Raw genomic sequence first — 14,857 nt, 5'->3', positions numbered from 1 at the left:
TAGAAACGTTTTTATCTTCCTTCAAAAGTGCCGATTTTCAGGAATTTATATCTTTGGTTATGCCCCTTCTGCAATCGGTAAACGAACAGGAAACACCAAACAGCAAGTCTCCATAGGGTAAGAGACTTGCTGTTTTCATGCTGTATTATGACCTGGTCTTTGAGTTAGCTGTGGAGACCTAAGAGGATGCGGCTGCAGCGAGCGTACCCAAAGCGTCTGTTGTGTGGTGAATACTGCGCACGAAGCGAATCGTTTTTGTTTCCGAGTGCATCACGACCGAATGAGTTTCTGCTCTATGACCAGGAAGGGAACGAACTCCTTGCAGCCACTCGCCTGGCGTCACGCCAGTAGCCACAAACATCACACCTTGGCGTCCGACCATATCATCCATGGATAATAAAGCCCCAGGATCAGCAATGCCCATACGGTTGCACCGTTCGGTCTCTTCTTCACCATGAGGCAACAGGCGACCTTGAATCTCGCCACCCATGCATTTCAGCGCAGCAGCAGCCAGCACACCTTCAGGCGCTCCACCGGAGCCGATATGCAGATCAACACCGCTATCCAGGCATGTTTCAATAGCACCCATTACGTCTCCATGCCCAAGCAGCTTGATCCGAACGCCGCTCTCCCGCAGAAGCTTGATAATCCCGGCGTGACGTGTACGATCCAGAATAGACACGGTAAGTTCGGACAAGGATTTACCCAGTATCCGTGCGGCCTTTGAAAGGGTAGCCGGAATCGGATCATCCAGCGATAGCTTTCCAGCCAGTGCCGGGCCTACAGCCATTTTTTGCATATACATATCCGGAGCATGGAGCAGACCTCCACGGGGGGCAGCAGCAATGACCGATAGGGCATTGTTCAATCCGTTCGCCACCGTTTCGGTTCCCTCCAGCGGGTCGACGGCGATGTCTATGGCTGGCCCTCTGCGATTGCCTACTCTTTCCCCGATATACAGCATGGGGGCCTCATCCATTTCTCCTTCGCCAATGACGACCGTACCGTCCATAGATACCGCATTAAAATGAGTGCGGATGGCTACGGTAGCCGCCTCGTCCGCGCTGTTCTTATCTCCACGTCCTGTCCATTGCGCTGATTGCAGCGCTGCCGCCTCTGTAACCCGAACGAATTCCAATGCCAGTTGACTCTCCATACCTTCCCTCCACCTCTCCTATACATAATTGTTATCCTATGGAAAATCATTTTTATAGGGCAGCTATACTGCCTTTTTTATCTATAACACTCCTGTATCCTACAGCAACTATTATCTATTGAGCAGCTACGCTTCTATAACATCCTGATAATCAAACCTGCTGTTTCTTCAATCGCTTTATCGGTGACATCAATGATCGGGCAACCTAATTTCGTAAATAGAGATTGCGCATACGCAATCTCTTCCTCCACCCGCGTCGATGTAGCATATTGCACATTGTTAGGCAATCCCATCACCTTGAGTCGCTCACTGCGTATTTTTAACAGCAGCTCCGGCTGAATCGTCAACCCGAACACCCGACCATGCTGTACATCCTGCAACTGTGCAGGCGGTGTCAGCTCCGGTACGACGGGAATGTTGACCGTTTTATAACCTTTATGCGCCAAAAACATCGACAAAGGGGTTTTGGAAATACGTGATACGCCTAGCAATACAATATCTGCTTTGAGGATGGCGCTCACATCTTTGCCATCATCATATTGAACCGCAAAATCCACGGCTTCCACACGGCGAAAGTAATTGTCGTCCATCCGATGCAGCAAACCGGGCTTTTCCTTGGGATCATCATGGAACGTGTCAGCAAACGCCTGCATCATCGGGCCCATGATATCGACAGCCCGCACATTCAGTCGCACAGCCTCCTCTTTCATCGCTTCTCTCAATTCCGGCTGTACCAGCGTATAGGCTACAAAACCTTTACGCTCAGCCACCTCTTCCATCACCCGGCTCAGTTCGTCTTCATCTCTTACATTCATAAATCTCTTGATCTCTGTGTCCTGTAGCTCAAATTGGCGCATAGTGGCCTGAACGACAGCTTCCGCCGTCTCGCCAATCGAGTCTGAACAGATCGCTATAAAATGACTACGCGCCTGAACCATTCGATTCCTCCCATTAATCCTCTGCTACCATATCGAGCAACATTTTGATAATATTTGTTTTCGTAATGCGTCCCACGACTTTCCAGTGTTCCCCTGGTTTGTCGGAGTTGGAAGGGACGACGACGGGCAGACTGTCAATTTGACGAGCAATGATTTTGCGCGCTGCCTCCAGTACAGTGTCTTCCGGGGAAACAGTGACGACATTCGCCTGACGAGTCATCACGAGGCTGACAGGGATGGTCGCCGCATTCGGATTGCCTAACGTAACCTTGAGCAGATCCTTGCGGGAAGCTACTCCTGCCAGATTCCCTTCTTCATCGGTAACGATCAGGTTACTCACGTTCTCCAGAAAAAGAGCAACCACAGCTTCCTGAATCGTTGTTGTTTCACGTACGATGACTGGAACTCCGTGAAGATCGCCGACCTTCATTTGCATGAGCCGGAATTTTTCCTCCCGGTTCGGCGTGCCCCGTTTTCCGACAAAATAACCAACCTTGGGCTTCGCATCTATATAATTCAGAATGCCCAGCTTGGATAGGTCGGTCCGAATGGTCGCCTTGCTGAGATTGAGCATTTCTGCAATCTGATCACCGGTAATCGGGGCATGCTTTTGTACGATGTTTAAAATTTCCACTTGTCTTGCCGTAAGGTCGATGATGAACGCCCCTCCTTTTTTTTCCTTGCTATCTGATATTGAATATAATACGTCATATATAATTATAAATCAACCTTTAAAAGCATATAAAACATCACATATATAAAATTAAAGCGGTTATTGATGATTTTTTATCGTTTAAAGCACTTATACCACACCAAAAAAGCGGATACTTCACACCCTGCTCTTTCGAGTAAGACGAAGTATCCGCTTCTTTATTCGTATCTTAAAGCATCGATCGGACGCAGCTTGGACGCCTTCCGTGCCGGGTACACTCCAAACAGTACACCAACACCCATGCAGCACATAAAAGAGTACAACACCGGTTCCATCGTATACACAATCGGCATATGGACAAATTTCTCCAGCAGCTTCGCGCCCCCAAGACCCGCCATAACACCAACCAGTCCGCCCATCAGACTAAGAAAAACAGCCTCGGCCAGAAATTGCAGCATAATATCACTGCGCTGCGCACCAATCGCCTTGCGAATCCCGATCTCCCTCGTCCGTTCCGTGACGGACACCAGCATAATATTCATGATGCCAATGCCCCCAACACCGAGCGCAATCGCAGCAACGCCGAGCAACAGCATATTCATAACCTTGTCTACACCTGAGACCGTTTTTAGAATCTCCGTCTGGGTCGTGATTTGGAAATCATCGCCCTCTGATGGCTTCAGCTCATGCCGGGCGCGCAGCACCTGTCGGATTTCAGCACTCGCCTGGTCAATCTTCTCCTCCGTTGTTGCAGAAGCATTCACCTGCTGAATGCTCATATTCCCCAGCCGTTCCATCCCTGTTGTAATCGGCACATATACCTGCTGCCCGCTGTTACTCATATTGGAATTGGAATTCGTCAGTACCCCGACCACCTTAAAAGGAAGCTGCTTGATCATGATCGTTTCCCCCACCGCCTTGGAGGCATCCGGACCAAAAATATTACGGGCTGCATCGCTCCCTAGCACCACGACATTCAGTCTCTTTTCCACTTCATAGTGGGTAAAAGACCTGCCCTGAGCGAGCGACAGCTTTCTCACATGGATGAAAGCCAGCGAAGTCCCCTCAATCTGCCCGCTGACCTTATTGCGGCTCCACGTAATATCCGCATTGGTCATGGCACTTGGAGCTACCTCAGCTACGGCTTTTTGCTGCTCTAGCGCAGCGATATCCTCCAGAGATATTCCTTTCGTCTGACTGAACGACATGGAGCTGGACCCATCATATGGGGCATAAGGATAAATCATGAGCAAATTATTCCCCATACTGTTAATCTGCGACGTAATCGTGGCCGTAGAGCCTTTACCGATGGCTACAATCGCGATTACAGCAGCCACCCCAATAATAATGCCCAGCATGGTCAGCAAGGATCGCAGCATATTGGTTCGCAAACTGTTGAGCGATACCCGGATAATTTCCCGAAATTTCATGCCTTCACTTCCTCTGCCGCCATTCTTCGGTTCCCAACAGGCTGATCCTCTTCAATCCGTCCATCGCGAAAATGAATCAGACGCTTGGCGTATTCCGCAATTTCCTGATCATGCGTAACGAGCACAACCGTTTTCCCCCGATCGTTCAGGCGTTGGAAAATCTCCATAATTTCAACGCTCGTTTTGGAGTCCAGTGCGCCTGTCGGCTCATCCGCCAAGAGAATCACCGGATTGTTCACAAGTGCGCGCGCTATGGATACCCGTTGCTGCTGACCGCCTGACAACTCATTCGGCTTGTTGTTCATCCGATCGCTCAGCCCCACACTGGTCAGCGCCTCAATGGCCCGCAAGCGCCGCTCCTTGGCTGGTACGCCTGCATAAATCATCGGCAGCTCTACGTTCTCCAAAGCTGTGGCCCGCGGAAGCAAATGAAATTTTTGAAATACAAATCCGATTTTCTGATTACGGATAATAGCCAGCTCATCCTCACGAGCATCCAGTATGGAATAACCGTCCAAATAAAATTGTCCCGAGGTAGGCAGATCCAGACAGCCGATGACATTCATCATCGTGGACTTGCCTGATCCGGACGGGCCCATGATTGCCACAAAATCACCGTCAGCAATGTTGAGCTGCACATCACGCAGGGCATGAATTTCCTGATCCCCAACCTGGTACACCTTTTTCAAATCCTCAATTTGAATGACGTATCTCATACCCGTTTAAAAGCCTCCCTGCATGCCGCCCATAGCGGAAGGGTCCGGCGGAGGTTCAGGAGCAGGCACAATAAGAGTGTCACCCTCCTTCACACCCGACTTGAGCTCGACTCGATCTGGCGTGTAAAATCCGAGCTCTACGGGCTTGAATGTGCGCGCCCCTGGATTTGCCGGATTAGCAGCAAAATAGACGCCGTCCTGTCCACCTTCGGATCTCAGCGCAATCGCTGGAACAAACAGTACATTTTTGTGTACTCCCAAAATAACGGATACATTCATAACCATGCCGGTTTTCAGCTTGCCTTTCGGATCATGAACGGACAGCTCCATCAGATAGGTCGTCATGCCTTCATCTGTGGATGCTTCCGGTGAGACAAATTGCACCTTGCCCGGGAACGACTCACCCGGGTAAGCATTGGTGGATAACACCGCTGAAAGTCCTTTTTTCACCTTTACAATATCGTTCTGACTGATTTTTGCGCCAATCTTGAGATTGTTGGAGTCCGAGTTATTCATGACGATAAAAGGAGCCGTCGGACTGGTTCCGACATCCCCGTTCACCTTTAAAATGACTCCGTCCCACGGTGCCGTGACCTGAAGCTTGTTCAGGTCATTTTTTTTCTGCTCCAGCTCGGTGGCCAGTCTTCTAGCCTCAATCCGTGCGGATTGGATATTGGAGGCATCGGCTGGAACCTCTATTTTGCGAAGCTCAGCCATAGCCGATCGATAGCCGATTTCAGCCTCTGCGATAGCACGGCGCTTTTGCGACATGATTTTGCGGAATTGTAAATCCAGACCGTCATAATCCGTCTGTGCTTTATCCAGTGCTTGCTCTGCTTGCTCCATTTCACTGTTGGACACCGCTCCGGCATCATGTAAAAACTTTTGATCTTCATATGCCTTTCGCGCCTGCTCCAACTGCTTTTTGGAAGCCTTCTTCTGACTTTCCGCTTCTTCCAGCTCAAAGGATTCCTGCGCTGTATCGACAGCCATTTTAGCCCGAAGCACATTCGTCTTCTGAATTTCAATATCCTCCGCCTTCGGCCCCTTCTCCAATTCAGCCAGCTTGGATTTGGATATTTCCAAATTATCGGATGCGCTCTGGATTTGCATCTTAATTTCAGAACTGTCCAGAAGAGCCAGGACTTGTCCTTTTTTCACCTTATCTCCAGCCTTCACATTTACCGCCGCCAGCTTATTTTCGCCTGTACTTGTAAAATTCAGTTTTACTTCCTTGGAAGCCTGCACGGTACCAGACGTATCCAGCTTCTCGCTCACATCCCCGCGTTCCACTTTAAGCGTCTCGTCCTGAACCAATGGTACAGCCTGCTCTTTGGGCAGCTTCAAATATACTGCTGTTCCACCCCCACCTATTACCAGCAGCACAACCATGGTCCAGATCCACTTTTTTCTCCGTTTTCTTCGTAACTTTAATAAGGCGTCGTTTAAAACCGTTTCTGCCAACTTCGTTTCCTCCCTATGTGCTCCATGGCTTGCTCAACGTGTATTCATTCTGACTCAGCTCAATCGCCAGCTCTTCCATTTGCCGTTCAATCTGGTCCACCTTCAACTGACTATTTTTCAGCTCCAGCTCAATAATTAAGCCTCTGGCCCACTTTTTGCGGGACAAATCCAGCCCCTCTTTTGCCGTGCGCAGGCTTTCTTCCAGTTGAACGTATTTTTTTTGGTTTTCTTTGACCGTGGCATATAAATTGCGAAGCGATTCGGCAAAATCCTTTTGTCCCTTGTCCAGCTCCTCCTTGGCCGTATCCACGTCCATTTTGGCTAAATCGTAAGCACCTGCGCCGCTGTTAAAATCGAAATATCTCACATTGAGTTCCGAAGTCTTGATGCTATCCTCCAGCTTCCACAAGTTCGGATTCATATCCATCAGCTGTTGTATATGTATTTCGATATCCAGCTTCTTCGGTTCCTTGTATACGGGTCGATCCACCATTTCATAGGCTGTTCCGTTTGGCTGACCCATCAGAAAATTCAGAGCGTCACGCGATTTTTGCAGCGCAATTTTCCCCTGCTCGACTGTCTGCTCCGCCTGGCTTCTGGCCTGTGTACTCTCGTTTTTCGCATACTCAGACAGCTTGCCGCGTGCAAATTTGGCGAGTGCAATCTTTTCCTCCGCTTGAGCAATTTCAAGCGCTTCCAGATCATTTTTCACCTGATTCTCTGCCACGAACACACTCTGGTAGCTTTTCATCACATTAAAATATATCTGATCCTTGGCGAACTGCGCCTGCTTTTTGCTGGCTAGATAGGATAACGTCGAGGAACTGTAATTCTTCCAGGACGTTTCATCATCAACATACTCATTGTCTATAAAATCGACAGGTGAATTGCCCAGATCCTTTTCTGCATTTTTTAGTTCCATTCTTCGGCGCTCCACGTCCCGCTCAGCAGTACGCGTGTTGTAGCTATTCGTTTGTGCCCATTCCGCTGCCTGTTTGAGCGTTAATGGAGGTAAAGCCTGACCCGTTATGGAGGCGGTCTTCGATGTAACCACAGCAGACGAGGTTCCTGATATACTTGCCGACGTATTTCCTGTTGTGCTTCCTGCTGCACTGTCAGCCTGAACGGTGGAAATCAAGCCTGACGACATCGTCAATACGAGCAGCGTGGCAGCCGCTTTATACTTCATAGGATGAATCTCTCCCCTTTCGGTGTAATCTTTCAAATGATTTTCATAGATTTCGACATAAAATTCCACAGTCTATCCGCCATCTAATTGTACTTTCAGGTGAATGTTGGTACAAGGTGTCAAACCAATACATTTTTGTAACCTTTATTTCAGGATTGTCGATTCAAGCTGTTCTCCTGCAAATCAGATATAAAATGAACCTGTTTTTACCTGAACTTTACCTAAATTTCAGCTAATTTTAAGGAAACCAACAGCATCCATTAAGGTTAGGAGCATATAATAGAGAAAGAATAACAGCCGCTCACTGGGAGGGTTAATAGATGATAAAAGAATCTCGCATGACAACTACGAACGTACCGTCTGATTTGTGGATGACCCGATTTTTACGTGAATCCGAACAGCAAAAGAAGCAATTGATCCGGGAAGCCCGGAAAAATAACGATTTACCGCTTATAAACAGTATTTCTTTCCACCTTGCCCAACGGAATCAGCAGCATCTGATCAGCTAGGGATGATTTTAATAGAATTATATCTCGCTTCTAACCTAAAATGCCGATCAACGTCGCTTTGGATGCGTACGTGATCGGCATTTTAGGTTGCTTCTATTCGTCTTCTATCACCGCTTGAGAATCATACAGGTATTTTCCCAGTGAAATTCGTCCGTTCTTCATAAACTGTATACCTTCCGCTTCCAAAAGCAGCCTTTGTAAAGAGGCTCCTTCATCGTCCTGTAGCGCAATTTCTCCCAATCGGTTTACAACCCTGTGCCAGGGCAAGCGGTGCTTGCTGCTCAACGTATGCAAAATACGCACCACCTGACGCGCCCCTCTCGGACTGCCTGCTTCCGCTGCAATTTGTCCATAGGTCATGATTCTTCCCTCAGGGATGAACTTGATTATTTTTAATACACGAGCTGTAAAAGGCTGCATGTGATCGTCGGATCTCCTTTCCCCTAGCCGTAAACTGTGGTCTTCACGTCTCAAAACAGTGCTGACACCAGACAACAAAACCATTCCGGCTCTCGTGCTGTTTTTCTATCATTATAGCACCCACAGTCTTCAGTTGGCGAAGGCTAGAATCCGCTTAGACCCTGCCTTTTTAAATCCTTGGCTACTAGACGTGCCAGTTCCTTTGCTCCGGCAACATTCGGATGCAGCGTATCACCATTCATATACAGGGCGAGTGTGGCTTGCGGACCAATGGAGGTAAAATAAGCTGAGCTAAGCACGTTCAGATCGACCAAGGGCGTTTGTTCCTCTTGCGCCAGCGCTAAAATAGAGCCTCTGTACCATCTATTTTCAGCGGTGTGTACATTATTCGCGTTAAAATCAGTGGCTCGCCCCTGCGGTGTTGAAAGGATTACGGTTGCCCCTTTGGCCTTGACCTGCCGGATCATATCCCTCATCCAGTCCTTAAACTCCGCTTCGCTTTCGTTATGCTTCGGGTTGGTGTCATTAATGCCCAACTGGAGAATGAAATAATCCCCCGGTTTAATGTATTTGACGATCGCCTCTAGCTGACCGTCCTGATGGAAGCCCCTTGCAATTTGCCCCCCTGACGCCATGTTACGGATCTGGAATGTATTTGTGTTTACGAATTGCGGCAATAGCTGCCCCCAGCCGGCCTGCACGCTGCTATCCAGCGGATAGTAATTGCAGACGGTAGAATCCCCACCGATGTAAATCGTCCGATTCGTGACGGGATTGTTAGACAATCGCCTGATTTCCAATGCACTTATTGCAAAAGAGGTTCCCTCTTTACCTTCTGTAATTAGTAAATTCAATTGTCCATCGGTCACGGGAATTTGAAAACGGTCCTTTGCTCCGTCCCCCGTCATATTGATGACCTGATATACTCCCTCGGCAGCAACGCTCGCTCGGGTTGTATTCCCTAGCGTGACCGATACCTCATATAGCCCAGGAGCTAGATCCACATCAAATGTATTTTCGCTTTTCGTACCAGTCGTCAGAAAGCGTACTGCATCACTAGCGACACCAGTACCCGATGCACCCACATTGCGCACATTCTCGGGTGTACGAAATCCATAACCGCGGGTTGCATCGTATCGCAGGGATGCACTCACCCCAGTATAGCCAGATTCCACTGGACCCGCGCCAAAATCAAATTTGTAATCGCCAGCTGCTCCATATGCGGGCGTTGTCCCATTCAAGCCCGGCGTACTGCATAACAGAGCGACCAAAAGCATACTGGTCATTCCTTTTATCCACTTCATATCATCATTCCTCCTCCAAAATGTAGAATAGTCCAAAAGCCTTTCGATATTTGTAAGCGCATACAATAAGTTATATTCATTTACTTCATAGACACAGGTTTGTATCCATTGGATTTCTAAGCAGGCGAAGGCTTACTTAAAAATCCGGTCCCTCCTTTCAAATAAATCACACTCTTAAACATTATAGAATAAATGGTTATATTATGTAAATGAGTATTTTGCATAAATCCCAAGAGCGATTCCATAGCCCCTTTCATGTGGAATGAAAGTTCTTTTTTTGCCTTTCCTCATTAATTCTTAACAAAAGTTAAGAACTTCATAAGCGTTTCTTAAGCGCTCTCCTTCCGGGGTGTTAAGAACTTTAGCTTTTAATAGAGAGAGTTCATACAAGGACAGTTCACAGCCGAAAGGAAATGAAGCTTATGAAGCCCCTTATAAAGCCTACGACCAAAGAAATAATTCCCGAGTTGCAGTTGGTCCGAGCCATGGCGATTCTGGCCGTCATCATGGTACATGCCACCTCTTACGCAACCGTTCAACTTACAAATTCCAGCCTATATATTGTGTATAATGCGCTCAATGTGCTCATGAAGTACGGCACACCTGTATTTATCGCGCTAAGCAGCATGGTATTGTTCTACAACTATAAGGATCGTCCCATGGGACGAGAGCTGCTAATCCGCTTTTATAAAAAGAGACTACGGTACATCCTCCTGCCTTATATTATGTTTTCTCTATTTTATTTCGTCCTGTCCCTTGCGGCTGGCAGCTCCGAACCCTGGACTGTAACCGGACTGGCGGAAAGCTTTGCTGTGAAGCTGGCAACAGGTAAGGCGTATACGCATTTGTACTATATTTTTATCATGATGCAATTCTATCTGGTATTCCCATGGGTATTGTGGCTGCTCCAGCGTTACCGTCGTGCACCTCAATGGTCTGTGGCCATTGGACTGCTGGTGCAGTGGTCGTTCGTGATTGGCAACAAGTTCATATTCCAGGTGCAAAATAAAGGAAGCTGGGCTTTGTCATATATGGCCTGCTACATGCTGGGCGCTGTCCTTGGCTACTACTATCCGCAGCTCAAATCATGGTTTCTGATGAGCAAGAGAGAAAGACGCTCTACCGGGGCGCTGACCTGGATCGGCATATGGGCTGTATGGCTCATTTCCGCCACCGTGCATGTCTATATGTGGTACGAAAGAAGAAAATACGGAACGTCGTATAATTCCTTGATATTCGAGCTTGTGTACAATATGTACAGCTTGTCCAGCGTGTTGGTTTTGCTACAGGTCTCCTTTCTGATGTATCGGCAAAAACATACCTTTATTACCCGTAAACTGGATCACTTGGGCGCATTATCTTTTGGTGTGTACCTGATTCACCCGTTTTTCCTGCTGCTGTATCGTCAGTTCTCGCCGCATATCGGTTCACCATTGCTTATTCATGTATGGTATGCCGGGGAGTTTCTCTTTGCACTCATTTGTTCTTGGGTCGTCGTTGCGGTCACCGCACGCCTCCTTCCCTTCGCCTGGATATTCTTTGGTCAGTTGCCGGGAATGCGGAAAAAGAAAGTGGATCAGGGGAAACGCATGTCTTCACTGGAAACACTGCTGTCCAAAGGATGATCATGGAAAACAAGCGACCAGAGCAGCGGACGGAATGGCCTGCGTGTGCAAAAAGGTATATAATACGCCCATATTGTATACTGCTTGAAAGAAGAGAAAGGAAACCGCAATGATGCATAATGGAACGATTTTATTGGTTGACGATGAACCTGAAATCATTAAGCTGATGCAGATTTATTTGGAAAATGAAGGCTACCGCCTGCTGACCGCCCGTGACGGTCTCGAAGCCTTGGAGCAGGTCAGCCGGGAAACGGTGGATGTGATGGTGCTGGACATCATGATGCCCAATATGGACGGGATTGAAGCCTGTATGAAAATCAGGGAAACTGAGCATTTTCCGATTATTATGCTATCGGCCAAAGGACAAGACATGGACAAAATTACGGGCCTGAGCGTCGGAGCCGACGATTATGTGACCAAGCCATTTAGTCCGTTGGAGCTGGTAGCACGTGTCAAATCACAGTTGCGCAGAATACGCAAATACACCCAGCCTTCCGCTGTGCTGGAGCATGAAATGGTATTGGATGAATTATCCATTAACTCTGCCACTCACGAGGTTACTCTCGCTGGAGAGCCCATTAAGCTGACGCCGCGTGAATTTGCCATCGTTGAGCTATTGGCCCGTAATCGCGGTCAGGTGTTGAGCATGGAGCAGATTTATGAAAAAGTGTGGAAGGAGCAATATCTGGAATCCAATAACACGCTAATGGTTCATGTACGCAAAATTCGTGAGAAGATTGAGACGGACCCGAGAAAACCCAAATACCTGAAAACCGTGTGGGGTATCGGCTACAAAATGGAAAAATTCGATTAATGGAGGACTTATGTCTTGAAGGCAAAACGATACGATACGTTGGGATGGAAGCTGGCAGCCCTTAGCCTCGCCGCCTTTACTTTAACCGGACTGATTCTGATGGTATTTTACAATGGGGCATCTTTGCTATTGTGGCTGAACCCTTCACGTTCGTTTTTTGGCACTCGCCTGATTCGCTGGGCTGTGAACAACATTGGTTCTCCAGTGATCATGATCATGGGCGGATTGCCATTGTATGTGTATTTCTTTTTTCGCTTTTCCAAAAATACGATTGGTTATTTACGCGAAATTACGACCGGTATGCAGGAATTCGCAGACGGGCATCTGTCCTACTCGATTCCCGTTTCTTCGGCGGATGAGCTGGGGACGCTGGCAAAAAATATGAATACTATGGCGGACAAGCTCCGTCTCTCTATGGAAGAGGAACGGGCTTCCGCCAAAGCCAAAAGCGACCTGATTACGGGCGTATCCCATGATCTCCGCACCCCGCTAACATCTGTCATCGGTTTTCTGGAATATATCGAAACCGACCGCTACCGGGACGAAATTGAGCTGCGCTACTATGTGAACATTGCCTATGAAAAATCATTGACGCTTAAAAAGCTGATAGACGAGCTGTTTGAATATACACGCGTGAGCGGCGGCAGTCTGCCACTGGAACTGGAGCCTGTAGACCTTGGCAAATTGCTTACCCAGTTGGCCGAGGAATTTGTCCCTTCACTGGAACAGGCGGACATGACCTACCGCGTGCGAATAGTCGAGCCCGTGCGGATTTTGGCTGATACGGACGAGCTGGTGCGTCTGTATGAAAATCTGTTTTCCAACGCGATTCGATACGGAAAAGACGGCAAGCGCCTGGATATTACAGTGGGACGCGAGGGCGACGAGGCTGTGGTCATCTGCACCAATTACGGAACTCCGATTCCTTCAAAAGATGTGCCGCATCTTTTTGAACGTTTTTACCGGGTGGACAAATCACGTTCCAAGGAAACTGGAGGTACCGGGCTGGGGCTGGCGATTACGAAAAGCATTACCGAGCTGCACGATGGCAGTATTTCGGTTAGAAGCAGCCGCAGGCAGACGGATTTTGAAACTCGTTTCCCTCTCTACCATTCTCGCTAGTCCATATACAAACGAACCAGCCAAAGATCGTATCTCGGGCCGGTTCGTTCCTGACTTTTATGGAATTAAAGGATTGTACCCCTTTATTTTTTAGGATTCGAACAATACCTCCCCATTGGATTCAATAATCTTTTGGTACCAGTAGAAGCTGTTCTTTTTTCTTCTTTCCAGCGTACCCGTACCATCGTTGTTTTTGTCTACATAGATAAAGCCGTACCTTTTTTTCATTTCTCCCGTTCCCGCGCTGACAATGTCGATTGGACCCCACCAGGTATAGCCGAGCACTTCGCAGCCATCCTCAATAGCTTCATGCAGCTGGATCAGATGCTTGTTCAGATAGTCCACTCGCTCGGGATCATGAATTGAACCGTCTTCCAGAATTTCATCATGACTGCCGTAACCGTTCTCTACAACAAACAGAGGCTTCTGATATCGGTCGTACATTTCATTACATACATAGCGGAAGCCTTTCGGGTCAATCGGCCATCCCCATGGTGTTTTTTCCAAATAGGGATTGTCGAGTCCCATAATTCCACCTGTATTGCCCAGGATGGGCATACCTGCTTTATGCGTAGTACTCCGATAATAGCTAAATCCCAAATAATCAGCCGTATGCTCCCGCAGTAATTGTTCATCGCCAGGCTCCATTTGAATCATGATGTTATGCTCTTTCCAGATCCGTTTGGCATAGCTTGGATAGTAGCCTCTAAGGATCACATCGGAATAAAACAAGGATCTTCTTCTCAGCTCATAGGCGTCAAACACATCGTCCGGATTACAGGTATTTGGATAAATTGGACTCAGAGACAACATAGCACCCATCATTGCACCAGGGATAATTTCATGGCACAGTTTGGTAGCCAGCGCGCTGGCAACGAAAACATGGTGACTGGCCTGATAAATCGTCGGAAGCTTATGCTCATCGTCTTGAACGACAATGCCTCCTGCCGCCAAAGGAATCGTGTGAAAATGATTGATTTCGTTGAAGTTCATCCAATATTTCACTTTGTTTTTATAACGTTTGAAGACAACTTCCGCATACTTTACGTAGAATCCAATCAGCTCGCGGCTTTTCCAGCCTTCGTATTTGCGGATCAGATTCAGGGGCAGCTCAAAGTGGGAAATGGTGATGACCGGCTCAATTCCATACTTCAGCAGCTCATCAAACAGATCATCGTAAAATTGCAGCCCTTTTTCATTTGGCTCGGCATCATCCCCATTTGGGAAAATTCGGGACCATGCAATGGAGGTTCGAAAGCATTTCATACCCATCTCTGCGAACAGGGCGATATCTTCTTTATAACGATGATAAAAATCAATCGCTTCATGGCTGGCATAATACTTGTTCTCATCAATCGTCTCATCAAACGTTCCGCCTACAATGCCTCCCCGGAATGCATCGCTGATCGCTGGCCCTTTACCATCCTCGTTCCATGCCCCTTCGGCCTGATTCGCCGCTATAGCACCGCCCCATAGAAAATTCTCAGGAAAACTTTTGCCTATTTGTTCTGTCATGAC

The 14,857-nt window shown here is 47.8% G+C and carries 14 protein-coding genes; 4 read left to right on the top strand and 10 right to left on the bottom strand.

Annotated elements, in window-relative coordinates; translation table 11 throughout:
* Positions 1–178: 178 nt before the first annotated feature.
* From glpX to NST83_RS11565, 7 genes are all read right to left on the bottom strand, one after another.
* Positions 179–1,156 (bottom strand): class II fructose-bisphosphatase, encoded by a 978-nt coding sequence (gene glpX / locus NST83_RS11595; RefSeq protein WP_342417689.1) that lies wholly within the window; start codon positions 1,154–1,156, stop codon positions 179–181.
* A 134-nt stretch (positions 1,157–1,290) separates the two neighbouring features.
* Positions 1,291–2,094: a pyruvate, water dikinase regulatory protein gene (locus NST83_RS11590; RefSeq protein WP_342417688.1), complete on the bottom strand. Its 804-nt coding sequence runs from the start codon at positions 2,092–2,094 to the stop codon at positions 1,291–1,293.
* A gap of 13 nt (positions 2,095–2,107) precedes the next feature.
* Positions 2,108–2,728, bottom strand: a complete 621-nt coding sequence (locus NST83_RS11585) for a helix-turn-helix transcriptional regulator (protein WP_014281403.1) — start codon at positions 2,726–2,728, stop codon at positions 2,108–2,110.
* Between the two features lie 236 nt (positions 2,729–2,964).
* Positions 2,965–4,176: an ABC transporter permease gene (locus NST83_RS11580; protein ID WP_342417687.1), complete on the bottom strand. Its 1,212-nt coding sequence runs from the start codon at positions 4,174–4,176 to the stop codon at positions 2,965–2,967.
* Positions 4,173–4,892, bottom strand: coding sequence for an ABC transporter ATP-binding protein (locus NST83_RS11575; protein WP_137062993.1), 720 nt, complete (start codon positions 4,890–4,892; stop codon positions 4,173–4,175). The genes NST83_RS11580 and NST83_RS11575 overlap by 4 nt, the downstream gene beginning before the upstream one ends.
* A gap of 6 nt (positions 4,893–4,898) precedes the next feature.
* Positions 4,899–6,356, bottom strand: coding sequence for an efflux RND transporter periplasmic adaptor subunit (locus NST83_RS11570; protein WP_342417686.1), 1,458 nt, complete (start codon positions 6,354–6,356; stop codon positions 4,899–4,901).
* A gap of 13 nt (positions 6,357–6,369) precedes the next feature.
* The gene (locus tag NST83_RS11565; protein WP_342417685.1) at positions 6,370–7,545 is read right to left on the bottom strand and encodes a TolC family protein; all 1,176 of its coding nucleotides are present in this window, start codon (positions 7,543–7,545) and stop codon (positions 6,370–6,372) included.
* A gap of 320 nt (positions 7,546–7,865) precedes the next feature.
* Between NST83_RS11565 and NST83_RS11560 the strand changes: the two genes are divergently transcribed.
* Positions 7,866–8,054, top strand: coding sequence for a hypothetical protein (locus NST83_RS11560; protein WP_137062990.1), 189 nt, complete (start codon positions 7,866–7,868; stop codon positions 8,052–8,054).
* A 93-nt stretch (positions 8,055–8,147) separates the two neighbouring features.
* On the opposite strand, the gene NST83_RS11555 is transcribed toward NST83_RS11560, so the two are convergent.
* Together NST83_RS11555 and NST83_RS11550 are read right to left on the bottom strand one after the other, a co-directional pair.
* Positions 8,148–8,474: an MGMT family protein gene (locus NST83_RS11555; RefSeq protein ID WP_342417684.1), complete on the bottom strand. Its 327-nt coding sequence runs from the start codon at positions 8,472–8,474 to the stop codon at positions 8,148–8,150.
* Positions 8,475–8,617: 143 nt separating this feature from the next.
* Positions 8,618–9,778 (bottom strand): GDSL-type esterase/lipase family protein, encoded by a 1,161-nt coding sequence (locus NST83_RS11550; protein WP_342417683.1) that lies wholly within the window; start codon positions 9,776–9,778, stop codon positions 8,618–8,620.
* A gap of 434 nt (positions 9,779–10,212) precedes the next feature.
* Here NST83_RS11550 and NST83_RS11545 point away from each other — a divergent pair, with 434 nt between their 5' ends.
* From NST83_RS11545 to NST83_RS11535, 3 genes are all read left to right on the top strand, one after another.
* Positions 10,213–11,403: an acyltransferase gene (locus NST83_RS11545; RefSeq protein ID WP_342417928.1), complete on the top strand. Its 1,191-nt coding sequence runs from the start codon at positions 10,213–10,215 to the stop codon at positions 11,401–11,403.
* Positions 11,404–11,515: 112 nt separating this feature from the next.
* Entirely contained in the window at positions 11,516–12,217 is a 702-nt protein-coding gene (locus tag NST83_RS11540) for a response regulator transcription factor (protein ID WP_342417927.1), read from the top strand.
* Between the two features lie 15 nt (positions 12,218–12,232).
* On the top strand, positions 12,233–13,339 hold the full coding sequence (locus NST83_RS11535) for a HAMP domain-containing sensor histidine kinase (RefSeq protein WP_137062987.1): 1,107 nt from the start codon (positions 12,233–12,235) through the stop codon (positions 13,337–13,339).
* 90 nt (positions 13,340–13,429) lie between these two features.
* Here the strand turns inward: NST83_RS11535 and NST83_RS11530 are convergent, their stop codons facing one another.
* Positions 13,430–14,854, bottom strand: coding sequence for a glycoside hydrolase family 1 protein (locus NST83_RS11530; RefSeq protein ID WP_137062986.1), 1,425 nt, complete (start codon positions 14,852–14,854; stop codon positions 13,430–13,432).
* Positions 14,855–14,857 lie beyond the last annotated feature (3 nt).

Source organism: Paenibacillus sp. FSL R10-2782, assembly GCF_038592985.1.
GTDB classification, from domain to species: Bacteria; Bacillota; Bacilli; order Paenibacillales; family Paenibacillaceae; genus Paenibacillus; species Paenibacillus terrae_C.
The sequence above is the reverse complement of the archived record's forward strand: the minus strand, read 5'-3'. Positions and strand labels throughout refer to the sequence as shown.